Origin of the sequence: Kitasatospora sp. NPDC052868 (assembly GCF_044547105.1) — a bacterium.
Lineage (GTDB): Bacteria > Actinomycetota > Actinomycetes > Streptomycetales > Streptomycetaceae > Kitasatospora.
This window is the reverse complement of record NZ_JBITZW010000001.1, coordinates 654,822-678,569: the sequence shown is the minus strand read 5'-3', so window position 1 is coordinate 678,569 and position 23,748 is coordinate 654,822. Positions and strand designations below refer to the sequence as shown.

22 protein-coding genes are annotated in these 23,748 nt (G+C 75.3%); 15 read left to right on the top strand and 7 right to left on the bottom strand.

The window, feature by feature from the left end; translation table 11 throughout:
• The first annotated feature begins 102 nt into the window (after window positions 1-102).
• The 5 genes from ACIGZJ_RS02985 to ACIGZJ_RS02965 all read left to right on the top strand — a co-directional run bounded on the left by ACIGZJ_RS02985 (window position 103) and on the right by ACIGZJ_RS02965 (window position 4,987).
• Window positions 103-705: an NTP transferase domain-containing protein gene (locus tag ACIGZJ_RS02985; RefSeq protein WP_396455605.1), complete on the top strand. Its 603-nt coding sequence runs from the start codon at window positions 103-105 to the stop codon at window positions 703-705.
• 188 nt (window positions 706-893) lie between these two features.
• Window positions 894-1,748 (top strand): hypothetical protein, encoded by an 855-nt coding sequence (locus ACIGZJ_RS02980; protein ID WP_396455604.1) that lies wholly within the window; start codon window positions 894-896, stop codon window positions 1,746-1,748.
• Between the two features lie 169 nt (window positions 1,749-1,917).
• Window positions 1,918-2,760 (top strand): hypothetical protein, encoded by an 843-nt coding sequence (locus ACIGZJ_RS02975; protein WP_392927962.1) that lies wholly within the window; start codon window positions 1,918-1,920, stop codon window positions 2,758-2,760.
• A gap of 170 nt (window positions 2,761-2,930) precedes the next feature.
• Window positions 2,931-3,761 (top strand): (2Fe-2S)-binding protein, encoded by an 831-nt coding sequence (locus tag ACIGZJ_RS02970; protein ID WP_396455603.1) that lies wholly within the window; start codon window positions 2,931-2,933, stop codon window positions 3,759-3,761.
• A 200-nt stretch (window positions 3,762-3,961) separates the two neighbouring features.
• A complete protein-coding gene (locus tag ACIGZJ_RS02965) occupies window positions 3,962-4,987 on the top strand; it encodes a DUF2637 domain-containing protein (protein WP_396455602.1) in 1,026 nt (341 codons plus the stop codon).
• Between the two features lie 46 nt (window positions 4,988-5,033).
• Here the strand turns inward: ACIGZJ_RS02965 and ACIGZJ_RS02960 are convergent, their stop codons facing one another.
• A complete protein-coding gene (locus ACIGZJ_RS02960) occupies window positions 5,034-7,193 on the bottom strand; it encodes a SpoIIE family protein phosphatase (RefSeq protein WP_396455601.1) in 2,160 nt (719 codons plus the stop codon).
• A gap of 413 nt (window positions 7,194-7,606) precedes the next feature.
• Window positions 7,607-8,149, bottom strand: coding sequence for an ATP-binding protein (locus ACIGZJ_RS02955; RefSeq protein ID WP_396455600.1), 543 nt, complete (start codon window positions 8,147-8,149; stop codon window positions 7,607-7,609).
• Window positions 8,150-8,634: 485 nt separating this feature from the next.
• Here ACIGZJ_RS02955 and ACIGZJ_RS02950 point away from each other — a divergent pair, with 485 nt between their 5' ends.
• The 4 genes from ACIGZJ_RS02950 to ACIGZJ_RS02935 all read left to right on the top strand — a co-directional run bounded on the left by ACIGZJ_RS02950 (window position 8,635) and on the right by ACIGZJ_RS02935 (window position 12,967).
• Entirely contained in the window at window positions 8,635-9,345 is a 711-nt protein-coding gene (locus ACIGZJ_RS02950; RefSeq protein ID WP_396455599.1) for an urease subunit gamma, read from the top strand.
• Between the two features lie 70 nt (window positions 9,346-9,415).
• Window positions 9,416-11,119 (top strand): urease subunit alpha, encoded by a 1,704-nt coding sequence (locus tag ACIGZJ_RS02945; protein ID WP_396455598.1) that lies wholly within the window; start codon window positions 9,416-9,418, stop codon window positions 11,117-11,119.
• A 47-nt stretch (window positions 11,120-11,166) separates the two neighbouring features.
• Window positions 11,167-12,210 (top strand): agmatine/peptidylarginine deiminase, encoded by a 1,044-nt coding sequence (locus ACIGZJ_RS02940; protein WP_396455597.1) that lies wholly within the window; start codon window positions 11,167-11,169, stop codon window positions 12,208-12,210.
• 151 nt (window positions 12,211-12,361) lie between these two features.
• Entirely contained in the window at window positions 12,362-12,967 is a 606-nt protein-coding gene (locus tag ACIGZJ_RS02935; protein WP_396455596.1) for a TetR/AcrR family transcriptional regulator, read from the top strand.
• Window positions 12,968-13,025: 58 nt separating this feature from the next.
• On the opposite strand, the gene ACIGZJ_RS02930 is transcribed toward ACIGZJ_RS02935, so the two are convergent.
• Window positions 13,026-14,645 carry a hypothetical protein gene (locus ACIGZJ_RS02930; protein ID WP_396455595.1) on the bottom strand — a complete coding sequence of 540 codons (1,620 nt, stop codon included), beginning with the start codon at window positions 14,643-14,645 and terminating at the stop codon, window positions 13,026-13,028.
• A 293-nt stretch (window positions 14,646-14,938) separates the two neighbouring features.
• Between ACIGZJ_RS02930 and ACIGZJ_RS02925 the strand changes: the two genes are divergently transcribed.
• The 3 genes from ACIGZJ_RS02925 (at window position 14,939) to ACIGZJ_RS02915 (ending at window position 16,957) form a co-directional block, all read left to right on the top strand.
• Window positions 14,939-15,463: a hypothetical protein gene (locus tag ACIGZJ_RS02925; protein WP_396455594.1), complete on the top strand. Its 525-nt coding sequence runs from the start codon at window positions 14,939-14,941 to the stop codon at window positions 15,461-15,463.
• A 139-nt stretch (window positions 15,464-15,602) separates the two neighbouring features.
• Window positions 15,603-16,268, top strand: coding sequence for a DUF3105 domain-containing protein (locus ACIGZJ_RS02920; RefSeq protein ID WP_396455593.1), 666 nt, complete (start codon window positions 15,603-15,605; stop codon window positions 16,266-16,268).
• Window positions 16,265-16,957: a DUF305 domain-containing protein gene (locus tag ACIGZJ_RS02915; protein WP_396455592.1), complete on the top strand. Its 693-nt coding sequence runs from the start codon at window positions 16,265-16,267 to the stop codon at window positions 16,955-16,957. Before ACIGZJ_RS02920 ends, ACIGZJ_RS02915 begins: the two co-directional genes overlap by 4 nt.
• A 132-nt stretch (window positions 16,958-17,089) precedes the next feature.
• On the opposite strand, the gene ACIGZJ_RS02910 is transcribed toward ACIGZJ_RS02915, so the two are convergent.
• Complete coding sequence (locus ACIGZJ_RS02910; protein WP_396455591.1) at window positions 17,090-18,508, bottom strand: MFS transporter; 1,419 nt, start codon at window positions 18,506-18,508, stop codon at window positions 17,090-17,092.
• A 100-nt stretch (window positions 18,509-18,608) separates the two neighbouring features.
• Here ACIGZJ_RS02910 and ACIGZJ_RS02905 point away from each other — a divergent pair, with 100 nt between their 5' ends.
• The gene (locus ACIGZJ_RS02905; RefSeq protein WP_396455590.1) at window positions 18,609-19,145 is read left to right on the top strand and encodes a MarR family winged helix-turn-helix transcriptional regulator; all 537 of its coding nucleotides are present in this window, start codon (window positions 18,609-18,611) and stop codon (window positions 19,143-19,145) included.
• A 40-nt stretch (window positions 19,146-19,185) separates the two neighbouring features.
• Window positions 19,186-19,710 (top strand): GNAT family N-acetyltransferase, encoded by a 525-nt coding sequence (locus ACIGZJ_RS02900; protein ID WP_396455589.1) that lies wholly within the window; start codon window positions 19,186-19,188, stop codon window positions 19,708-19,710.
• An 18-nt stretch (window positions 19,711-19,728) separates the two neighbouring features.
• On the opposite strand, the gene ACIGZJ_RS02895 is transcribed toward ACIGZJ_RS02900, so the two are convergent.
• Together ACIGZJ_RS02895 and ACIGZJ_RS02890 are read right to left on the bottom strand one after the other, a co-directional pair.
• A complete protein-coding gene (locus ACIGZJ_RS02895; protein WP_396455588.1) occupies window positions 19,729-20,238 on the bottom strand; it encodes a methylated-DNA--[protein]-cysteine S-methyltransferase in 510 nt (169 codons plus the stop codon).
• Window positions 20,235-21,755 carry a DNA-3-methyladenine glycosylase 2 family protein gene (locus ACIGZJ_RS02890; protein WP_396455587.1) on the bottom strand — a complete coding sequence of 507 codons (1,521 nt, stop codon included), beginning with the start codon at window positions 21,753-21,755 and terminating at the stop codon, window positions 20,235-20,237. Before ACIGZJ_RS02890 ends, ACIGZJ_RS02895 begins: the two co-directional genes overlap by 4 nt.
• 276 nt (window positions 21,756-22,031) lie before the next feature.
• Between ACIGZJ_RS02890 and ACIGZJ_RS02885 the strand changes: the two genes are divergently transcribed.
• The gene (locus ACIGZJ_RS02885; protein WP_396455586.1) at window positions 22,032-22,487 is read left to right on the top strand and encodes an ASCH domain-containing protein; all 456 of its coding nucleotides are present in this window, start codon (window positions 22,032-22,034) and stop codon (window positions 22,485-22,487) included.
• Between the two features lie 85 nt (window positions 22,488-22,572).
• Here ACIGZJ_RS02885 and rsgA read toward each other — a convergent pair whose 3' ends face one another.
• A complete protein-coding gene (rsgA, locus tag ACIGZJ_RS02880) occupies window positions 22,573-23,694 on the bottom strand; it encodes a ribosome small subunit-dependent GTPase A (protein ID WP_396455585.1) in 1,122 nt (373 codons plus the stop codon).
• Window positions 23,695-23,748: the final 54 nt, after the last annotated feature.

The window sequence follows — 23,748 nt, the reverse complement described above, 5'->3', positions numbered from 1 at the left end:
CCACCGGGGAGCCGCCGCGACCTGCGGCTTCGCCTTGTGGATTCGTACAACTGTGGCTTCCTACGGCTGCGCGGTGGCGCCCCGGCCGGGCAGGCTGGGCCCATGGAGATCCAGGACGGACCGGTCACGGCGCTGGTGCTGGCGGCCGGGGGCGGGCGGCGGCTCGGCGGGCGCCCGAAGGCCCTGCTGCCCTACCGGGGCCGGCCGCTGGTGGAGCACGCGGTGGCGGTGGTCCGGGCGGGCGGCTGTGCGGCGGTGACGGTGGTACTGGGCGCGGCCCGTGAGCAGGTGCGGACCGCGGCCGAGCTGCCGGACTGCCGGCTGGTGGACAACCCGGACTGGGCGGGCGGCATGGGCTCCTCGCTGCGGGCCGGGCTGGCCGCGCTGCCGCCGCGGGCCTCGGCGGTGCTGGTGATGCTGGTGGACACGCCCGGGGTGACGGCGGCGGCGGTGGCCCGGCTGCTGGCCGCCCACCGGGCGGGCGCGGAGCTGGCGGCGGCGGCGTACGGGGGGCGGCGCGGGCACCCGGTGCTGATCGGTGCCCGGTACTTCGCCGAGGCGGCCGCGGGGGCCACCGGCGACGCCGGCGCGCGCGCCCTTCTGGCGGCGCACGCCGCCGAGATCGCGCTGGTGGAGTGCGCCGACGTCGCCGTGCCGGACGACCTGGACACCCCGGCCGACCTGGCCCGCTGGGCCGTCACCTGACAGTCCCCGGTCATCGCGCTGATCGGCCCCGGCCGGGTGGAGCGCGCCTTCTCCTCCTCGACGGGGAGGGATCGGCCGCATACCCCTGATCTGTCCCTGAGGATTGCTCCATTCCGCGCCGCGGCCCCCGCGTTTCGGGGAGCATGGGACCCGACCCCACGCCTCGACCCGAACGGACGGTGCTCGCGATGTCCGGACTGCCCGACGACTTCACCGGACGCGACCCCGCGCACAGCGCCCCGGGGGCGGGCGGTGGCGCCCGGGCGATCCGCTGCCCGGCCTGCCGCCGGGAGCACCTGTACGAGCCGCCCTCGCTGCCCTGCCCCTGCGGTGCCTCGCTCAAGGTGCCGCTGCTGCGCGGCGGGGTGCCGGTCCAGGTGCGGTTCCGCTCCTGGGAGGACTCCTGGCTGAACATGCGCTGCCCGCACTGCGGCCGCTCCGACCAGTGGCCGCAGCCCGAGTTCACCTGCAACTGCGGTGCCACCGTCCGGCTCCCGGTGGACCGCACCACCCGCCTCGGCGGCAGCGCGACCGCCGGCCCGCTCGGGGTCAGCGGCCCGCAGGGCTCCCGCCCGAGCTCCGCCCACCCGCTGGGCGCGCCCGTCCCGGCCCCGCCCGGCGGCGCCGGCACGACCGCCACGCCCTGGCGGCGGCGCGCGCCGTTCCGCCCGCACCCCGTCCGCACCTCGCAGGACGCGGTGTTCACCGCCGCCCGCTACCTGGAGTGGCTGGGCTTCGAGGACCTGGAGCTGACGGAGGCCCAGGAGCGCGACGGCGTCACCCTGCTGGGCAGCCGGATGGTCGCCCAGGTGGACACCTGGACCGAGCCGGCCGACGTGAAGTCGGTGGAGTGCCTCTGGCTGCAGACCCTGCACGCCGAGGAGATGGCCGCCGCGATGTTCACCCTGGCCGGCTACTCCCACCAGGCCACCGTGCGCGGCGAGCAACTGCTGGTCGCCCTGTTCAGCCTGGATCTGGCGGGTGTCCCGCAGCCCGCCAACGGCGCCGCCGAGGCCCTGATGGAGACCGGCTGGACCTCCTGAGCCCGGGGCCGCCGGCCGGGAACCGCCTGGACCAAAAAGCCTCCGGACGGCAACAACCTGCGCTCGTGATCTGGTGCACAAGCTCACCCCCGTGTTGAATTGCCGCCACAGTACGGGCCTTGGGGCAAGTCCCGTGGTCCTGCTGGATGGCGCACACAAGGAGGTGGCGTTGTCAGAGCACGGATTGGGCCCGGACGGCGGGGACGGGCTGGGGCGGGCCGTGCCACGGGAACCGGGTGACACCGTCTGGCGGCTGCGGTCGCGGGCGTGCTGGCAGGAGGCCGCGGAGCTGTTACGCCCGGCCGCCGAGCGCGACCCGGCGGCGGCTCTCGGACGGGCCGAACTCCTCATCGAGCAGTGCCTGTTCACCGCCGCCCACTGGACCCAGGCGGAGCAGGCGCTCCGGCTGGCCGAGGCCGTGGTGACCAGCACCGAACAGCGCGCGGCGGCGGCCTGCGCGCGCGGCTTCCTGGCGTACGTGGCCAGCGTGCTGGGCCCGCGCGACCGGTTGGACGAGGCCCAGGCGGCGCTCGGTCGCACCTCGGCACTGCTGCCGCCGGACGCCCCCGGCCGGCCGCTGCTGGACTTCCGCCGGGGGCTGGTCGCGGAGAACCTGCTGCGCGACCCGACCGCCGCCTGGATCGCGTACCGCCGGGCGCACGAGGCGGCCGGCGAACACGGGGACGAGCTGCTGCGCTCCTCCACCTGGCGGCACCTGGCCGCGCTGGCGCTGGCCTCCGGGGACCACGAGCGGGCCCGGGAGGGGTTCGACGCCTCACTGCGGCTGCGCGAGCAGCTCGGCTTCACGGTCGGGGTCGCGCCCGCGCTGGCGGCGCTGGCCGAGGTGTCCGAGCCCGCCGAGGCGGTCCGGTTGCGCGCCGAGGCGGCCCGGCTCGTCCAGGCGCTCGGCGGCGTACCGGTGTGGCTCGCGCGCCAGCTGAGCGCGCTGCGCACGCCGGGCGCTCCCCCGGACGGACGCATCGAACGGGAGGCTCGGGGAACAATCAGCTAAGGTGAGCCTAACCTGGCCGGGGCGAGCAGTGCCCCGGCCGGGTTCGCCTTGCCGTTCCCGGGCTCCGCCAGGCCCGCTCCGGCCGGGCCCGCCCTGGGCGCAGTCCGCTCCGGCCGGGGCCGGACGGGCCGGTCCGCGCGGGCTCCGGTCGACCCGATGGGGCCCGCACCATGACCGTGAGCAGCACCCGCCCCGGCCCCGTGCCGCGCGCCGCCGCCCCTGCCGCCACCGTCCCGACGCCCTGCACCGCGAGCTACCGCCGGATCGGCGAGCTGTTCCCCGCCCTGCGGGTGAGGTGCGCCGCACCGCGCAGCGGTGACGGCTGGATCCCCGGCGCCGCGCTGCTGACCGATCCGGACGCCCTGCGCGAGCTGATCGCCCACGACGCCCGGCAGGGCCTGGTCCAGTACGGGCGGCCGCTGCGGCCGGACGTCGCGGCCGGGTTCGGCCTGCACCGCTACTGCTGGTCCACCGCCCTGCTGGTCACGCTGCCCTGGTTCCTGGAGCGCCGGGTGCCGCTGCTGACCCCCGAGGCGGTGTCGGTGCGCCGCCGCACCGGCGAGCTGACCGTGCTGCCGGACGCCTTCGCCTGCCTGCCCGACGACCCGGCCGCCGGTCTGCCCGGCGCCCGGACGGTGCCCGGCGAGGCAGAGCTGGCGGCGCGGCTGCGGACGGCGCTGACCGGGTACCTGGCGCCGGTGCTGGCCGCCTTCCGCCCCGAGGTCCGGCGCGGCGCGCACACCCTCTGGGCGATGGCCACGGACGCCGCGGTCGAGGGCCTCTGGCACGTCGCCGGGCTGCTCGGCGAGGAGGTGCGGGCGCGCGCCGAGCTGTCCGCCCTGTTCGCGCCGGGCTGTGCGCCGCTCACTCCGGGCGCGGGCTTCACGCTCGACACGCCTGATGCCTCGGGCACCGAGCGCGCGCGGGCCAGCTGCTGCCTCGTGTACACCGTCCGGCCCGAGACCATGTGCGGCGGCTGCCCACGCGTCACGCGGGGTTGACCGGAACCGGTGGGGAACGGGGCGCGGAAAGCCCGGAATTCCAGGAAAAGCCGCCCCTATCTAATACGACAATGCGATTGCTCCCTCGTCAGAAATCCTCCTACTCAGCGCATTGACGGCGAATCAGCCATTCACCGGCCGAGCATCCGCCATGATGGTCCCCGCCATCACGACGCAGGAAAGCGAGGCTGGTCCAGGCGATGAAATTGTCCGATATACCGCTCGGTTGGGCCGTCACCGGCGTGGCGGCGCTGCTGGTCAGCGCCCTTCTGGTGGCCCTGGCCCGGACGCGGGGATCCTCGCCCTCCGGCGGCGCGGATTCCTGGGAGCGCTCCGAGGAGCGCCGCCGCCGCAAGGAATCCCTCTACGGCGGGGCCTCGTACACGCTGCTGTTCTGCTGCGCCGCCGTCGCGGCCGCACTCTCCTTCCACGGCCTGGTCGGCTTCGGGGTGCAGAACCTCAACCTCTCCGGGGGGTGGGAGTACCTGGTGCCGTTCGGCCTGGACGGCGCGGCGATGTTCTGCTCGGTGCTCGCCGTCCGCGAGGCCAGCCACGGCGACGCCGCGCTCGGTTCGCGCCTGCTGGTCTGGCTGTTCGCCGGCGCCTCCGCCTGGTTCAACTGGGTGCACGCCCCGCGCGGCTTCGGCCACGCCGGCGCCCCCCAGTTCTTCGCGGGGATGTCCCTCTCGGCGGCCGTGCTGTTCGACCGGGCGCTCAAGCAGACCCGCCGGGCCGCCCTGCGCGAGCAGGGCCTCGTCCCGCGGCCGCTGCCGCAGATCCGCATCGTCCGCTGGATGCGCGCCCCCCGCGAGACCTACGCGGCCTGGTCGCTGATGCTCCTGGAGGGCGTCCGCAGCCTGGACGAGGCGGTCGACGAGGTCCGCGACGACAAGCGGGAGAAGCTCGCCGACCGCGAGCGGCGCAAGCTCGCCGGCCGCCGCGAGCGGGCCGAGATCCGGGCCATCAACCGGACCAACAGCGTCTGGCGGCAGCGCGGCGGCGCCCGGCAGCTGGAGTCCGGCTCGGAGTCCGCGATAGCCGGGTCCACGGCGGACCGGCCCGCCGTGGAGCCCGCCCCCGCCGAGGGCGCGGTCGTGCAGCCCGGTCTGCCGGCCCGTCCGGAGCGGCGCACCATCGACCTCACGCTGGAGGAGGACACCGTGGCGCTGCCCCGGCTGGACTCGCTGGAGCGCAAGCTGAAGGACCTGGAGCAGCAGTTCGGCTGAGCGCGGGCCGCCCGGGTGCCCGGGCGGCCCGGCGCCGTCCGGGCGCTCAGGCCGCCGGGGTGGCGGTGAGCTCGAACCACATCCGCTTGCCCGAGCCCCGCGGCTCCACGCCCCAGGCGTCCGCCAGCGCCTCGACCAGCATCAGCCCTCGCCCGGAGGAGGCCTGCTCCCCCGGGGTCCGGCGGGTCGGCCAGAGGTCCGACTCGTCCTCCACCTCGACCCGCAGCCGGGCCCGGCCGCCGTCGGTCGCCGCCTCCCGGTAGAGCCGGGCGGTGAACATGGCGTCCCGGTCGGTGTGCCGGACGGCGTTGGTGACCAGCTCGGAGGCGAGCAGCTCGGCGGTGTCCACCAGCTCGGCGACACCCCAGCGGCGCAACGCGTCCCGCAGCTCGGCCCGCACCTCGGAGATCCGGGCGAGGTCGGCCTGGCCGATCCGGCGGCGCAGCTGCTGGGCGGCCAGGCCGCCCGCCGGGCCGTCCCAGCGCAGCAGCAGCAGCGCTATGTCGTCCTCGCGCTCGCTGGAGTCCGCGGCCTGCGAGGCGATCCGGTCGGCGAGCTCCTCCAGCGGGTCCCGGCCGCCCTCGTGGCGGGTCTCGGCCGGTCCGGCCAGGACCCGGGTGAGCCGGGCGATGCCGTCGTCGAGGTCCATGCCGCGCGCCTCGACCAGGCCGTCGGTGCAGAGCACCACCGTCTCGCCCGGGTCCAGGCTGAACCGGGTGACCCGGTACTCCTCGTCGGGGGCGATGCCCAGCGGCAGCCCGCCGGCCACCGGCACCACGGCGGCGGTGCCGTCCGCCCGCCGGACCATCGGGTCGAGGTGGCCGGCCCGGACGGCGTAGACCACGCCGTAGTCGACGTTGACCTCGGCGTAGGTGCAGGTGGCGAAGTGGTCGGTGTCCAGGTCGGCGAGGAAGCGGGAGGCGCGGGCCATCACGGCGGCCGGCGGGTGGCCCTCCGCCGCGTAGGCGCGCAGCGCGATCCGCAGCTGGCCCATGATCCCGGCGGCGTGCACGTCATGGCCCTGGACGTCGCCGATCACCAGCCCGACGTGCCCGCCGGGCAGCGGGACGACGTCGTACCAGTCGCCGCCGATCTGCAGGCCCGAGCCGGCCGCCAGGTAGCGGACGGCGGTGGTGACCCCGGGGACGGACGGCACGGTGCGCGGCAGCATCACCCGCTGCAGGCCGGCCGCCAGCTCGTGCTCGGCGTCGTGCAGCCGGGCCCGGGCCAGCGACTGCGCGACCAGGCCGCCCAGGGTGGAGAGCAGGGTGCGCTCGTCGGCGTCCAGCTGGCGGTCGTCGTCGAAGCTGACCAGGCAGACGCCGATCGCCCGGCCGCTGGCCACCAGCGGCAGGAAGGCCCAGGAGCTGCGGCCGGTGCGGCTGGTCGGCTCCCACACCTCCGGGTGGCGCTCGCGGAACTCCTCGCGGCTGGGGATGAAGACCGGCGCGCGGCTCTTCAGCGCCTCGGCCGCCGGGTGGGTGGCGGGCAGGACCGAGCGGTCCCAGAACGCGAGCTCCTCCGGCCGGTAGCCGGAGGCGCCGAGGATCTGCACCCGGCCGGCCTCGAAGGCGGCCAGGACCAGGCCGTCCGGCGGCAGGCCTGGCAGCGGCAGCTCGGTGAAGACCCGGGCGACGTCCCGGACGGTGACGGCCTCGGAGAGCGCGCGGGCGGCCTCCTTGATGAACCGGGAGCGCTCCTCGCGCAGCAGGGCCATCCGGTCGGCGCGGTCGCGCTTGTGCAGCTCGACGGTGGCGTCCCAGACGAAGCCGACCATCCGGGAGGCCCGGCCGAAGGCGTCCGCCAGCACCCGGCCGCGGAAGCGCACGGCCTTCATCGTCCCGCCCGGGCCGACCGTCCGGTAGTAGGCGCCGCACTGGCCCAGCTCGGTCACCGCGCGCTCGACCCGGCGGCGCACCACCGGGGCGTCCTCGGGGTGCAGCAGGGCCAGGAAGGAGGCGGAGGTGCGGTCGAAGCGGCCCTGGTCCAGCCGGTCCAGGCCGACGATGGTGCAGGCCCGCTGGTCGCCCTCCAGCACGTCGCGCCGGATGTCCCAGTCGAAGGAGCCGATGCCGTTGGCGGCCATCGCGGGCTCCAGCCAGTCCGGGGTGGAGTCTCCGGAGGAGACCGGCAGTCCGCCGGAGAGCATCGGCGCCAGCCGGCCGGCGGCCAGCCCGGGCGCCGTCCGCAGCGCGTGCCTGCGCACCGCCTGGGCGGGTGGTCTCCCCCGCCCCGACCCGGCCGTGGACTGGCCGGGAGGAAGCGCCGGCCCCGGTGACTCGGGCTCAGTGGGCATGCTGCTCCTGCCGCTGCCGTGGCGGGCCGCGCCGACCGTCCGGACGGGCCGCAAGGCGGTGTGTGGGTGGTGCTGGATCGGATGGTGCCGACGGGCGGTGGTCAGTCGAGGTGAGGTCTCCCCGCTGCTTCCCGCACGTGGACACACATTCCCACCATCCTGGCCAATGTTCGGCCGAGCGGCAATGGCACCGGCCCGTGAATCTTCCCCCCGGCCTTCCTTTCAGCGTGTCGTTCGGTGGCGAACGACCAATTCCCCCCGGGGCGGACCGGGGGCCTCACCCGGGCTTGAGCCGGGATTCGGACTCGCGCGCCGGCCCGGGCTCAGGAGGGGGCGAGCTCGAACCAGGTGACCTTGCCGTCCCCGCGCAGCTGCACCCCCCAGTCGTCCGCCAGCGCCTCGACCAGCTGCAGCCCGCGCCCGGAGGTGGCGTACTCGGCGTCCGGATCGCGGCGGCGGCCCGGCAGCCGGCTGGCGCCGTCCTGGACCTCGATCCGCAGCCGCAGGTCGGCGCCGAGCACCGCGTCGAACACCGCGCCCTGGTCGGTGTGCAGCAGGGCGTTGGTGACCAGCTCGGAGGAGAGCAGCTCGGCCGTGTCGGACAGCTCGGGCACCCCCCAGTGGCTCAGCGCCGAGCGGAGCCGCCGCCGCACGGCGCCGACCGCGACCAGGTCGGCCGGGTCCAGCGCCAGGTGCAGTCTGCGGTGCAGGGCGCAGCCCGGCGCCGGTGCACCCGGCAGCGGCCCGCCGGGGGCGTTCGCCGCGCCGGTGACACCGGCCGCGCCCGGCGCACCGCCCTGGGCCCTGGGCCGGAACGCCTCCCCCGAACCCGTCCGCTGCCGCGGGAATCGCGCCTGACCGTCCATCAACACATGCCCCCGCCCTCGATCCGGGCACCCGCCACGGATCCCCCGCCGGCCGGGCAGCCCTGTCCTTCTGACCACTCATCCTCATGCCCAGCTGACGGCGTTTGCAACAGTGTGCGTGCGATCACCCGGGGTGAAAGGGGCACGGGGCGGCCTGCGTGATCCAACTGCCCGCGCCGGACAGGTTTGCGATGCGTACGGGCCCTTTCGACCCTCCCTCGCTCCCCCGCCCCTCCACCACCCTCCCCCACGAGCCCCCGGCGGACCCCGGCGACCCCCTGCGGCCCCCGCCGACCCGCCCCCTGGGGGGCCGGGGCGACCCGGGCGGACCCGGGCGGGGCGGTCCGGCGCGCGGAACGCCACCATGCGGGCAACGCTGGACAGGGCGGCCCGGTCCGGGTTCAATGGCCCGAAGTGTTTGAACGCCGTTCTAACTCCATCCCCGTCTCCCTCCCCCTCACCCCGGCGACCGCGAGCGAGGAACCGTGCGACTCACCCCCACCGAGCGGGACCGGCTGCTGATCTTCACAGCGGCCGAGCTGGCCCGCGCCCGCCGCGCCCGGGGCGTACGCCTCAACATCCCCGAGGCGCACGCCCTGATCGCGGACACCGTGTGCGAGGCCGCCCGCGACGGCCGGCGCCTCGCCGAGGCCATCGAGGCCGGCCGCAGCGTGCTGACCGCCGACGACGTCCTGCCCGGCGTGCCGGACGTGGTCACCGTCGTCCAGGTCGAGGCGGTCTTCGAGGACGGCACCCGGCTGGCCGTGGTCAACGACCCCTTCAAGGGCGCCGGCTCGCTCGGCGACGAAGCCCCCGGCGGCGCGCTGATCGGCGAGGGCACGGGCTACGACCCGATCGAGGAGACGGTCGTCCTGCTCGTCCACAACACCTCCGGGGTGCCGATCTCGGTCACCTCGCACTTCCACTTCTTCGAGTCCAACCCCCGGCTGGCCTTCGACCGGGCCGCCGCCTACGGCACCCACCTGGCGGTCCCGGCCGGCTCCTCGGTGCGCTTCGACCCGGGCGCCACCGTCGAGGTCGGCCTCGTCCCGATCGGCGGCGGGCGCGTCGCGATCGGCTTCGCCGGCCTGGTGGACGGCCCGCTGGACGCACCCGGAGCCAAGGAGGCCGCCCTGGCCAAGGCCCGCGCGACCGGCTACCTGACCGATTTCGACGACGCCGAGGTGGAGTCATGAGCGAGCAGGGCGAGCAGTTGAACAGGGCCGCCACCCGGACCGCGTCCGGCGAGCGAAGCGAGGCCCGGGCATGACCGCCATCACCCCCCACGACTACATCTCCGTGCACGGCCCCCGCGCGGGGGACCGGATCCGGCTCGGCGACTCCGGCCTGATCGTCCGGGTCGAGTCCGACTCGCAGGCGCCGGGCGAGGAGTTCCTGGCCGGCTTCGGCAAGACCGCCCGGGACGGCCTGCACCTCAAGGCCGCCGCCGTCCGCGACACCTGCGACGTGGTGATCAGCAACGTGCTGGTGATCGACGCCGTCCAGGGCATCCGGAAGACCTCGATCGGCCTGATCGACGGCCGGATCGCCTCGATCGGCCGGGCCGGCAACCCGGACACCCTGGACGGCGTGGACGTGGTGGTCGGCACCGGCACCACGATCGTCTCCGGCGAGGGCATGATCGCCACCGCCGGCGCCATCGACACCCACGTCCACCTGCTCTCGCCGCGGATCATGGAGGCCTCGCTGGCCTCCGGCGTCACCACGGTCATCGGGCAGGAGTTCGGCCCGGTCTGGGGGGTGGGGGTCAACTCGCCGTGGGCGCTGCGGCACGCCTTCAACGCCTTCGACGCCTGGCCGGTCAACATCGGCTTCCTCGGCCGGGGCTCCTCCTCCGACCCGGCCCCGCTGGTCGAGGCCCTCGCCGAGGGCGGCGCCTGCGGCTTCAAGGTGCACGAGGACATGGGCGCGCACACCCGTGCGCTGGACACCGCGCTGCGCGTCGCCGAGGAGTACGACGTCCAGGTCGCCCTGCACACCGACGGCCTCAACGAGTGCCTCTCCGTCGAGGACACCCTCAAGGTCCTGGACGGCCGCACCATCCACGCCTTCCACATCGAGGGCTGCGGCGGCGGACACGTCCCCAACGTGCTGAAGATGGCCGGCGTCGAGAACGTCATCGGCTCCTCCACCAACCCCACCCTGCCCTTCGGCCGGGACGCCCTGGGCGAGCACTTCGGCATGATCGTCTCCGCCCACGACCTCAAGGTCGACCTGCCCGGCGACGCCGCGATGGCCCGCGACCGCATCCGCGCCGGCACCATGGGCGCCGAGGACGTCCTGCACGACCTCGGCGTCATCGGCATCACCTCCTCCGACGCCCAGGGCATGGGCCGCGCCGGCGAGACCGTGCGCCGCACCTTCGCCATGGCCGGCAAGATGAAGGCCGAACTCGGCCCCCTGGACGGCTCCGGCTCCTACGGCACCACCGAGGCCGGCGACGACAACGAGCGCGTCCTGCGCTACATCGCCAAACTCACCATCAACCCCGCCATCGCCCACGGCCTGGCCCACGAGGTCGGCTCGATCGAGACCGGCAAGCTCGCCGACATCGTGCTCTGGCGCCCCGACCACTTCGGCGCCAAGCCCCAACTCGTCCTCAAGGCCGGGTTCCCCGCGTACGGCGTGGTCGGCGACCCCAACGCCTCCACCGACCGCTGCGAACCCCTCGTCCTCGGCCCCCAGTTCGGCGCCCACGGCGCCACCGCCGCGGACCTCTCGGTCGCCTTCGTCGCCCGGGCCGCCGTGGAGAACGGGGACACGATGCCGACCCGCCGCCGCCGGGTCGCCGTCCGCGGCACCCGCGGCATCGGCCCGCGCGACATGGTGCGCAACGCCCGGATCGGCGACGTCCAGGTCACCGAGACCGGACTGGTCTCGCTGGACGGCACACCGCTGCGCTCCGAGCCCGCCGACAGCGTCTCGCTCAGCCGCCTGTACTTCCTCTGACCCCGACTCCGACCCCGACCGCCCCCACTCCCTGCTAGGACTCGAAGATGACCCCCACCCCCGCCTCCCTCGGCTTCCGGATGCCGGCCGAGTGGCACCCGCACGACCGCACCTGGATGGCCTTCCCCACCACCAACCCGACCTTCGACAGCCCGGAGCACCTGCACGCCGGCCGCGAGGCCTGGGCCAGGGTGGCGAACACCATCGTCCGGTACGAGCCGGTCACGCTGGTCGTCAACACCGGGGAGACCGAGGAGGCCCGCAAGTACGTCTCCCCCGAGGTCGAGATCGTCGAGCGCCCGCTGGACGACGCCTGGATGCGCGACATCGGCCCGTCCTTCCTGATCGACGGCAAGGGCAGGCTCGCCGCCGCCGACTGGATCTTCAACGGCTGGGGCGCGCAGTCCTGGGCCCGCTGGGACCACGACCAGCACATCGCCGAGCACATCAGCGAGCTGACGGGCGTTCAGCGCTTCGCCTCGAAGCTGATCAACGAGGGCGGCGGCATCCACGTCGACGGCGAGGGCACCGTGCTCGTCACCGACACCGTCCAGCTCGGCGAGGGCCGCAACTCCGACTGGACCAGGGAGCAGGTCGAGGCCGAGCTGCACGCCTTCCTCGGCACCACCAAGGCCGTCTGGCTGCCGCGCGGACTCACCCGCGACTACGACGAGTTCGGCACCCGCGGCCACATCGACATCGTGGCCTCCTTCGTCCGCCCGGGCGTCGTGGTCGCCCACGTCCAGCCGGACCCGGCCCACCCGGACCACGAGGTCTGCCAGGAGCTGGTGGCGATCCTGCGCGCGTCCACCGACGCCAAGGGCCGCCCGTTGGAGGTCGTCGAACTGCCCGCCCCCACCGTCCTGTCGGACGAGGACGGCGAGCCGGTCGACTACTCCTACATCAACCACTACGTGGCCAACGGCGCCGTGATCCTCTGCGCCTTCGACGACCCGCGCGACCAGGAGGCCGCCGCCATCCTCGGCGCGGCGTACCCCGGCCGGACCGTCGAACTGGTCGACGCCCGCGAGATCTTCGCCAACGGCGGCGGCATCCACTGCATCACCCAGCAGCAGCCGACGGCGCGCTGACCCGAAGGAGAGGCCCTGAGAGTGGGAGGCCGGACCATCCGGCCTCCCACTCCGTGCTGTTCCGGGCACCGTCAGTATCGTGAGGGCCCGGATCCCCCGGGGCGCGGAGCCCCCCGACCCGGCCTCCCAGAGGTACAGAGGAGAAGAGCAGATGGCGGACGCCCGCCCGCGCCGGCCGGCGCGCCCCCGCGAGGAGGTCTTCGCCACCGCGCGGGCCGCGATCGCCGAACACGGGCTCGCCGGACTCACCATGGCCGGCCTCGGCAAGCAGCTCCAGATGAGCGCCGGGCACCTCCTCTACTACTTCGGCAGCAAGGACCAGCTGCTGCTGGAGACCCTGCGCTGGAGCGAGGACCAGCTCGGCGCCCGCCGCCGCACCGCGCTGACCGACACCGGGCGGGACGTCCGCGAGCGGCTCGGCGAGTACACCGGGCTCTACCTCCCCGAAGGTCCGGGCGACCCGCGCTGGATCCTCTGGGTCGAGGTGTGGGGGCGCTCCCCCGCCAGCGCCGAACTCCGGCAGGGACAGCTGGACATCGAGGCCCCCTGGCAGGCCGACCTGGTCGCCCTGATCGAGGAGGGCACCTCCTGCGGCCGCTTCGGGCCGGGCTCCGCCACCGAGCGCGCCTCCCAGATCCGCGCGCTGCTGGACGGCCTGGCCGTCCCGCTGGCCCTCGGCCTGGCCGGGGCCCAGCGCGACAGGGCCCTGCAGCTGGCGGACTCGGCCTGCCGCGCCCTGCTCGGCGCGACCGGCTGACCCACCACCCCGCCCCGGCGGTTCAAGCCGCCCGGACCGCTCAATCCGTCCGGACCGCTCAATCCGTCCAGACCGCGGCCGCCGAGCGGTCGTCGGCGTAGCCCTTGGCACGGACCTGGACCTGGCGGAGGAAGTCGACGGTGCCCGGCGGGTGCGGGTGGGCCCAGTGCGCGGCGAGGAAGTGCGCGACGGCCGGCTCGTCGGCGATCGGGCGTGCCAGGCCGGGTGTGCAGAGCAGCAGGATGTCGCCCGGGGTGGCCGGCACCATCCGGAAGCGGAACGGACGCGGGTCCGGCAGCGGGGCCTCGGCCGCCGGCGGCTGGCCGTCCGGGTGGTGCAGCAGCCGGGCCGCGTAGGCGTCGATCCAGTGCCCGGACCGCAGCAGGTACAGTCCGCCCGGGCCGACCCCGAAGGCCACCCGGTAGGAGGCGGCCGGGTCGAGCGAGAGCAGCAGGCAGTGCAGCGAACCGGGGGACGGCGCCTCGGCCTCCGAGAGCGCGGCGAGGGCGCGCAGCGGGGCGGCGGCGCTGGTGGCCAGCCGCTGGAGGCCGTAGCGCAGGCGGTCCCGGGCACCGTCGCGCAGGTCGGCGGCGAGCCCGCTCCGGCTGCGGCCGACGGCGGCGGCGAGCTGGCGGCAGGCCTCGACGGTGGCGGTGGAGACGGCCTCCGCGGGGGTGTCGTCGGCGCCGGAGCGGTCGAAACCGCCGAGCGCGGCGAGCAGCAGGCCGTCGGGCCCCTCGCCGAACCTGGTCACCAGCAGGGTGTCCCGGCGCGGCTCGCCGCGGTAGCGGGCGGAGTCCCCGCGGACCGAGACGGCGCGGAGGGTGGTGGAGGCGTACTGGGCGCCCTCCAGGACGGTGTCGGGCACGACGGCGCCGAGGGTGCCCGGGTCCGCCTCGGGTACGGCCGTCGGCTCGGGCCCGTAGGTGGGCGGGCGCTCGCCGACGTGCGGGACGGCGGGCCCGGCCTCGGCGAGCGGGGAGCGGGGGGTGTGGCGGAGGGCGGGGTCGGGGTCGGGCTCGAGGGCCTCAACGGGCTCCGGCTCCGGCTCCGGTGCCTCGACGGCCTCGGGCTCCGGTTCGGGCACAGGATCAGGCTCAGGGGTCGGCTCCGGGCCCGGCTCCTCGACCGGTTCGGGCCCGGTCTCGGTCTCGGTCTCGGTCTCGGTCTCGGTCTCGGGTACCGGCTTCAGGAGGTCGGGCACGGGGTCGCGCTCAGCCTCGGCCTCCGTCTCGGGCTCCGGCTCGGGCTCCGGCTCGGGCTCCGGCTCCGCGGCCCGACCGCCCGCGTCCGCCGCCCACGAGGGGGCCTCGAACTTGCGGGTCTCCGCCGCCCGCTGGTCGCCGAACACACCGACCGCCGTGTCGAACCAGTCGTCGATGCTGTCCCGCTCCAGCACCGCGTCCCCGGCCGCCGGAGCCTGGACCGCAGCAGGAGCAGGAGCCGCGGTCGGGTCCGGAACCGGGCCCGCCTCCTCAGCCGCCGCTCCCGACTCCTCCCCGCCGGTGCGCTGGCGGCCGATCAGCCCGGCGGCCGTCTCGAACCAGTCGTCGACGCTGCCCTCCCCGTCGACCGCGCCGGGGGTGTCCGGGAGGGTGCCCGCCGGTCCTTCGTAGACCGTCTCCCACCAGCCGTCCTCCGGCCGGTGCTGCTGCGCGGGTACACCCTGCTTGCTCACGTGGCGGCTCCTGGTCGGTCCGTGATCGCGCCGCCCCCGGCGGGGCCGGACTCGACGTCATTGTCCCCAAGTGCAACGACGCTGTCCGGCATTCGGCGACAACCGGTCACCGATCGGATGATCCCGATGACCTGATTCGCACCGGATTCCCAGGGGGTTCCGTTTCCGTTCCGTCCGTGCTTGCCGGATGTGCCCCGAGCAGGGTGTTTCCGGAGTGTTCCGCCCCCGAAGCGGCTGGAAATCGGGGCCGAGGAGGGGCATCGCTTCACCCGTTCGGCTGATTAAATGTGCGCATGACCGCGTGGGCGCCCAGATCACCCTGGCCGGGGAGGACCGCACTGGCGGGCCGCCCGGTGGGCACGCTGTGGATCCTCCTGCTGATCGGGCTGCTGACCGCACTCCCGTGCGCGGGCCAGGCCCAGGCCGTGACCCGTGGCGGGTCCGCGGCCCCGGTCCCCGCCAGTACCGTCCTCGGCCCGGCCGTCCCCTCGGTCGGACAGGCCGGAGCGTCCGCCCTGCAGCACGCCCGGTCCGCCGGCCCCGCTCAGCACTCCGGCGCCGCGCTGGGCGCCGAGGAGCACCGGCGCTGGACGTGGTGCTCGGCCGACGGCCAGCCGCCGCACCGCGACAACGGCTGTTCCAGCCACCCGTTCTGCCCCCAGGACGCCCAGCTCCCCAATCCGCCGCCGCAGCCGCAACCCGCCGTGGCGCCCCGTCCGGACGCGGCCGAGGCCCTGCCCCGGTTCGTCCCCGCCGGGCTGCTGGTCGGCCCGCACCCGGCCCCCGATCTACACGAACTGCAAGTACACCGCTCGTAAGCGGAACCCACCGCACCTCCTCGCCGACCCGCCGCCACCGAACGGACGACGGACGGCCAGCGGGGCCGCGGATCCGCCCCCTCCCTCCTCTCTTCAGACCGCCGCGCCACTCAGCGCGCGGCGGGGACAAGGACACCACATGGGTTCCGCCTCCAAGCAGGGCAACAAGCCGAGCGGCAAGCAGGCCGGTCTCGACCGCCGCGCCCGCATCGCCGAGCTCCGCGCCGTCGAGCAGCGCCGGGAGCGGCGCAACAAGATCATCGCCTCGGTTGTCGGCGGCGCGCTGGTGGTCGGCGCGATAGCCACCGGCACCTGGATCGTGGTCGACGCCAACAAGGACAAGAAGGCCAAGGAGATCGCCGCCGCCGCACCGATCGACGGGGTGCAGACCTTCGGCGACCTCAGCCGCAACCACGTCAAGGAGAAGGTCACCTACCCGCAGACCCCTCCGGTCGGCGGTGACCACAACGCGATCTGGCTGGACTGCATGGGCCACGTCTACGACCAGCCGGTCGAGAACGAGCGGGCCGTGCACTCGCTGGAGCACGGCGCGGTCTGGGTGACGTACAACGGCAAGGCCACCCCGGACGACGTCAAGGCGCTCTCCGACAAGGTGAAGGCCACCCCGTACTCGCTGATGAGCCCGTACCCGGACGAGAAGGGCACCATCACGCTCAGCGCGTGGAGCACCCAGCTGGTCGTGGACAGCGCGAGCGACCCCCGGGTGAACGAGTTCTTCACCAAGTACGTGCAGGGCAAGCAGACCCAGGAGCCGGGCGCGTCCTGCACCATGGGGGCGATGTGACCGTCGACGCGGCGGCGCCCGAGGAGGACGGCGAGGCCCCCCGGGCCGGCCGTCGGCGGCTCTGGTGGCCGGCCGCCCTGGCGGCCGCGCTCGCCCTCGCGCTCGGGGTGCCCGCCCTGGTCGCGAGCAGCACCTCGGCCTCCGGCTCCTCGGCCGCGGTGCCGGCCGGCGACTCCCCCGAGGCCGGGTTCGCCCGGGACATGGCGACCCACCACCAGCAGGCCGTCGACCTGTCGTTCGTCATCCGCGACCGGACGGGCGACGAGGCCGTGCGGACCCTGGCCTTCGACATCATCAACACCCAGGCCAACCAGCGCGGGATGATGATGGGCTGGCTCGACCAGTGGGGGCTGCCGCAGCACTCGCCGGCCAAGCCGATGGCGTGGATGAGGATGAACCACGCCTACGAGGCGCACGACGGTTCGCTGATGCCCGGCATGGCCACCAACGCCCAGCTGGCCAAGCTGCGCACGCTCAGCGGGCGGGACGCCGAGGTGTCCTACCTGCAGCTGATGCTGGAGCACCACAAGGGCGGGGTGGAGATGGCCCAGGGCTATGTCGACCTGGCGCACAACGAGTCCGAGAAGCGGCTCGCCCAGTCGATGGTGATCGGCCAGACCTCCGAGATCCAGCTGATCACCGACATGCTCAAGGAGCGCGGCGCCGCCCCCGGCGTGCCGGCCCCCTGAGCGGTACCCGAGGCACCCGACCGGGGTGCGGCGGACGGCCTCCCGTCCCGCCGCACCCCGGTCCGCCCTTCACAGCCGGTCCGCCGTTCACAGCCGGTCCGCCGTCCGCGTCCGGTCCGCCGCCGTCCCGGTTCAGGCCCGAAGCGGCCTGCGGACCGGGCGGGTCAGCGCCACCGCCAGGCCCGCGACGGCGGCGAGCACCAGCAGGACCGCCCGACCGCCGGCCCCCGCACCCGCCAGGTGCACTCCGAGCACCGGCAGCGCGGTGCCCAGCGCGGTGCCGAGGCTGCGGGCCATGTTGACCATGCCGCCGCCCACCGCCGAGCACTCCGCCGGGATCGCCCGCATCACCAGCGCGTTGTTGGCGGGCAGCAGCAGGCCCAGCCCGTACCCGGCGAGCAGCAGCGGCGCGGCGACCGCCGCTCCCGTGACCGGGAGCACCGCGAACAGCAGCAGCCCGGCCCCGGCCAGGGCGGCGCCCACCCGGCAGCGCGCGACGTCCGACCAGCCCCGGGGCAGCAGTGCGCCGCCGACGGTCGCGGCCACCGCGAAGGCGGCCGGGAGCAGCGTGACCACCAGACCCGCCAGGGCCACCGGCACCCCCGCCCCGGTCAGCATCACCGGGCCGAGCACCAGCGGGCAGAACAGCAGCAGGTACCCGATCAGCGCGACCGCCAGCCCCGACCGCACCCCCGGCGTGTTCACCAGCCCGGGCGCGAGGATCGGCCGGGCGGCCCGCCGCTCCTGGCGGACCAGGGCCAGCGCGAGCAGCACGGAGGCGGCCAGCAGCACCGCGACCGCCCAGCCGGGCAGCGGCAGGCCGGAGGCCGCGGAGAGGGCGAGCAGCAGCGCGGTGGACGCGCCGGTGAGCAGCAGGAGGCCGAGCAGGTCGAAGCGCCCGCCCTCCGGTCGGGGTGCGCCGTCGGGCCGGCTGCGGGGCAGCAGGTACCAGCCGGCCAGGATGCCGACCAGGCCGATCGGGACGTTCATCCAGAACACCCAGCGCCAGGAGGCGTGCTGCACCAGCAGCCCGCCGAGGCTGGGGCCCAGGGCGAGGCCGAGCCCCTGGGCGGCGGCCTGGATGCCGAGCGCCCGGCGCATCGCGTGCCCGGGGACGCCGCGGGCGACCAGGGCGACGCTGTTGGCCTGCATCATCGCGCCGCCGACCGCCTGGACGGCCCGGCAGGCCACCAGCACGCCGAGGCTGCCGGCGAACCCGGCGCCGAGCGAGGACAGGGCGAAGACCGCGAAGCCGCCGAGGTACATGGTCTTGCGGCCGGCCAGGTCGGAGAGCCGGCCGATCGGGGCCAGCAGTGCCACCAGCACCAGCAGGTAGGCCAGCGCGACCCATTCGACGGCGGCGAAGCCGACCCCGAAGTGCCGCCCGAGCTCGGGCAGCACGAGGGCGGTGACGCTGGCGGTCAGCTGCCCGAGGAACGCCCCGAGGCAGACGGTGCCGACGGCGAGCCAGTGGGCGTACCGCCAGGCGGCGACGCCGCGCGGCCGGGGGCGCTCGGTGAGCAGCCGGGTGGCGAGGGCGGTGGCGTTCATGGGGAGAAACATATCGGATACAGACATGTTCTCTCAACGAGCTGATCGGTGTGCGAAGGGAACGCCGGGGCGGTCGCCACCAGGCGATACGCTGTCCGCCATGTCGCCGTCACCGCCCGTTCCCGACCCTGTCGCAGGACCCGCCGATCCCCAGGCCGAGCTCGGGGCTCCGGCGATCGAGCGCGCCCGGCAGCTCACGGACGTGGTGACCCGGCTGCGGCGGGCGCTGCGCAGCAGCATCCGGACCGACTACCCGTGGGAGTCCCTGCCGATGGCGCAGGTCGAGCTCCTCCAGACGCTCGCCGCCGCCCCGCTGCGGGTCGGCGAGCTGGCCGCCCGCCAGCGGCTCGCCCCGAACACCGTCAGCGGGCTGGTCGGCAAGCTGCTCGAAGCCGGGTTCGTCGACCGCCAGGCCGACCCCGGCGACCGCCGCACCGCCCGGATCGCCCTCACCCCGGCCGGCCAGCAGCAGCTGGACGACTGGCAGCGCGCCCACGAGCGCCGGATCGCGACCGCGCTGGGCACCCTCGCCCCCACCGACCGCGAGGCCGTCATGCAGGCGCTGCCCGCCCTGGACCAGCTGGCCCAGGCACTGGCCGTACCCGGCGAGCCCGCTGTGCCCGCCGGTCGCGAATAACCCGGTGCCGACCGGCCCGGTCGCCGCTAACGTCCACAGGGTGGACGACGCACTGGTACGGATCGAGCCCTGGACGGACACCGACCTCGCGCTGCTGCGCCGGGTCAACACCCCGGAGATGAAGAGGCACGTCGGCGGCCCGGAGACCGAGGAGCAGGTGCTGCACCGCCACCGGCGCTACCTGGGCTTCGTCCCGGCGGGTGTGGGGTGCATGTTCCGCATCGTGCTGTCGGAGACGGGCGAGTCGGTCGGCACCGTCGGCTACGCCGCACGCACCTGGCAGGGCGAGCCGGTCTACGAGATGGGCTGGAACGTCCTCCCGCCCCACCAGGGCCGCGGCATCGCCGTCGCCGCCACCCGGGCCGCGGTGGCCGCCGCCCGCACCGCCACCCTGGCCGCCGCCGGGCACCGCTACCTGCACGCCTTCCCCTCGGTGGACAACCCCGCCTCCAACGCCGTCTGCCGCAGGGCCGGCTTCTCGCTGGTCGGCGAGACCGACTTCGAGTTCCCGGCCGGACGCCTCATGCGCAGCAACGACTGGCGGGTCGACCTCCCGGCCGCCTAGGCCGTGTCCGGGAGGCCTCTAGAAGAGGGCCCCGCTCTCCAGTCGGAGCAGTCGGCGCTTGTTCTCCACCCCGGCGGCGAAGCCGGTGAGGCTGCCGTTGGCGCCGATGACCCGGTGGCAGGGGCGGACGATCAGCAGCGGGTTGGCACCCACCGCGCCGCCGACCGCGCGGACGGCGCTCGGGGAGGCGCCGGCGGCCGCGGCGAGCTGGCCGTAGGTGATCGTCTCGCCATACGGAATGTCGTCCAGGGCGGCCCAGATCCGCTGGCGGAACTCGGTGCCGACCGGGGCGAGCGGGAGGTCGAAGTCGGTCCGCGTCCCGGCGAAGTAGGCGGTCAGCTGGTCCACCGCCTCGGCGAGGGCGTCCGGGTCGTGGACCCAGTCGTCGGCGGGCTCGGTGCGGGCGCCCTTCTGGCCGGGGGCGGTGACGGCGGCCAGTGCGGCCGGCCCGCCGCCGTCCGGCAGGGTGCCGCTCAGCAGCAGCGGCCCGAACGGGCTGTCCATGATGGTGAAGACGGTGGTGCTCATGCGCGGTCGTGCTCCGTTTCGGTGCTGTGGTCGGTGGGGGCGCCCGCCCAGAGCCGGTGGACGGCGTAGGAGCGCCAGGGTGCCCAGGCGCCGGCGGCGCGCGCGGCCGACTTCGGGTCGCCGGGCTCGCCGAGCCGGGCGAGGCCGTGGCGGATGCCGACGTCGCTCGGCAGGAAGACGTCGGGGTCGGCGAGGGCCCGCATCCGCAGGTAGCCGACGGTCCAGGGGCCGATGCCGGGCAGGGCGAGCAGCCGCTCGGCGGTCTCCTCCCGGTCCACGCCGCCGTCCAGCCGGACGACGCCCTCGGCGAGGGCCGCGCAGAGGCCGGTGAGGGCCCGGCGGCGGGCCGCGGGCATCGCGAAGTCCTCGGGGTCGGCCACCGCCAGGGCGCCGGCGCTCGGGAACAGCAGCCGCAGTCCGCCACTGGGCTCGGGCAGCGCGCTGCCGTACTTCTCGGCGAGCCGGCCGGCCAGGGTGCGCGCGGCGACGACGGTGACCTGCTGGCCGAGTACCGCGCGGGCGGCCAGCTCGTGCGGGTCCACGTGGCCGGGCGAGCGCAGGCCCGGGCGGGCCCGGACGAGGGCGCCGAGCAGCGGGTCGGCGCCCAGCTGCTCGTCCACCGTGTCCGGGTCGGCGTCCAGGTCGAACAGGATCCGCAGCCGCTGGACGGCGGTCGGCAGGTCGCGCAGGTCGGCGAGCAGGAGCCGGCAGTCCAGCCAGCCGCGGGTCCGCGGATCCCCGGGCGCGAGGCCGTCGACCTCGGCGATGCCGTGGCCGTACGGGAGGGCGAGGGTGCGCCGGTAGGTCCGCACACCGGGCCGGCCGCCGGGCACCACCTCCTCCACGCCGGGGACGGCCCGCAGCGCCAGGAAGTCGATCAGGTGGTCGCTGTCGAGCGCGCCGCGGTAGGCCAGGCGCAGGGTCAGCCCACCGGCCGGTGTCGCGGTGCGCCGACCGGCGGTGACCTCGCCCCGCAGGGCGCTGGGAGTGCGGTCGTAGACCTCGCGGACGGTGTCGTTGAACTGGCGCACGGAGGCGAACCCGGCCGCGAAGGCGATCTCGGTGACCGGCAGCTCGGTGGTCTGGAGCAGCAGCCGGGCGGTCTGGGCGCGGCGGGCCCGGGCCAGCGCGATCGGCCCGGCGCCGAGTTCGGCGGTGAGCTGGCGCTGGAGCTGGCGGGCGCTGTAGCCGAGGTGCTGGGCGAGACCGGCGACGCCCTCGCGGTCGACGACGCCGTCGCCGATCAGCCGCATCGCCCGGCCGACGAGGTCCGCGCGGTGGTTCCACTCCGGGGAGCCGGGGACGGAGTCGGGGCGGCAGCGGCGGCAGGCGCGGAAGCCGGCGCCCTGGGCGGCGGCCGCGCTGGGGTAGAAGGTGCAGTTGGCGCGTTTGGGGGTCACCGCGGGACAGCTCGGTCGGCAGTAGATGCCGGTCGAGGTGACGGCCGTGAAGAAGACCCCGTCGAAGCGGGAGTCGCGGCTGTCCACCGCCCGGTACCGGATGTCGTCGTCGATCACGCCATCCAGTGTGCGGCACCCGCAGGACCGTCACTGGCGGAAATCGGACGTCGGCGTCGGGGGTCGGGCGGCCGGTCGGCCAGGGGCTGCGGCAGGGCGGGCACGAGCCGGGCGCCAGGCCGAACCGGGGCTCGGTACAAGCCGGGTGCGAGCCGGGCGCGGGCGTGCGGGCCCGGTGGAAAACCAGGGGCCCGCGGGGATCTCCGGCGGCTACGCTGGCCGCTCCCGGACACGGTCCGACCCGGTCCGACCCGCCCCGAACCGACAGGAGCCCCGATGAGCGCGCAACCGTACGCCGGGCCGGACGACCCCCGGGTCGCCGCCCTGCCGGTGGAGGAGTTCGCCTTCCCCGGGCCGCTGCGCGACCGGTTGGTGGCGGCGATCCTGATCGGCGCGAAGACCAGTACCACCGGGCTGCTCGCCGAGTACCGGTACGAGGGTGTGCCCCTTCCTCAGGTGGGCACCCGGGCGGCGGTGGTCGACTCGGCCGGTCGCCCGGTGGCCGTCACCGAGCTGACGGCCGTCCGGGTCGTCCCGCTGGCGGACGTGGACCTCGCGCACGCCGTCGACGAGGGCGAGGGCTACACCGCGGTGGCCGACTGGCGCGCCGGGCACGAGCGGTTCTGGCACAGCCCCGAGCTGCGCGCCGCCCTCGGCGACCCGGGTTTCACCGTGGACGACGGCACGCCCGTCATCCTGGAGCGCTTCCGCCTGGTCGCCGACCTGCGCTGACCGGCCTGCAACCGGCCGGCCCTGGACCGACCGCCCGGCCCGGTGCGGAGCGGATCCGCACCGGGTCGGCCGTCCGGCACAGGTCTCAGCGCTTCACCGGACGCCCCGACGCGCGTACCGACTTGGTGATGCTCTTCCACTTCTTCAGCCGGGCCGCGGCCAGCCGGGCGTCCGAACGGGAGGCGATCCACTCGCTCTCGCGCTGGAGCTTGAGGTAGCTCTCCATCCGGCGCTGCGGCAGGGTGCCGTCCGCCAGCGCGGCCTGGACCGCGCAGCCGGGCTCGGTGTGGTGCCCGCAGTCCTGGAAGCGGCAGGCCTCGGACAGCCCCTCGATGTCGGCGAAGGCCATCGCGACGCCCTCGCCCCCGTAGAGGCCGACCTCACGCAGACCGGGCGTGTCGATCAGCACCCCGCCGCCGGGCAGCGCGATCAGCTCGCGGGTGGTCGTGGTGTGGCGGCCCTTCTCGTCCACCGAGCGGGTCGCCTGGACGGCCATCCGCTCGGCGCCGGCCAGCGCGTTGGTCAGGGTGGACTTTCCGACGCCGGACTGGCCGACCAGCGCGGTGCTGCCCGGGGTGCAGGCCCGCAGCACGTCGATGCCCTCGCCGGTCTCGGCGCTGACCACCAGCACGGTGACGCCGGGGGCGATGGCCTCGACGTCGGCCCGGATGAAGTCGGCGTCGTCGACCAGGTCGGCCTTGGTCAGGACGACCAGCGGCTCGGCGCCGGACTCCCAGGCCAGGGCGAGGAAGCGCTCGATCCGGCCGAGGTCCGGGTCGGCGGCGAGCGAGGAGGCGATCAGCACGGTGTCGACGTTGGCGGCCAGCACCTGGCCGTCGGAGCGCTTGCCCGCGACCTTGCGGATGATCGCGGTCGAGCGCGGGAGCAGCGCGGCGACGGAGGGCATCGGCTCGGCCGCCAGGTCGACGGCCGCCCAGTCACCGGTGCACGGGCAGTTGATCATGTCGGCGTCGCCGACCGCCCGGGTGTCGGCCCGGACGGTGCGCAGCCCGCCGCTCTCCGGGTCGGCCAGGACGACATCGCACTGGCCGCGGTCGACGCGGACGATCCGGCCCGGGACGAGGCCGGCCTCGGCGAGCGGGGAGAAGAGGTCCTCGAACTCGGCCGTCCAGCCGTGGCCGGCCAGCGGGGAGTCGGAGGTGGTGGAGAAGTCGGGGAAAGACGGAACGGAGGCAGCGTTGAACAACGCAGTGGGCCCTTCGGGAGGAAAGTGATCCCGCCGGGCTGCGGCTGCGCGAGA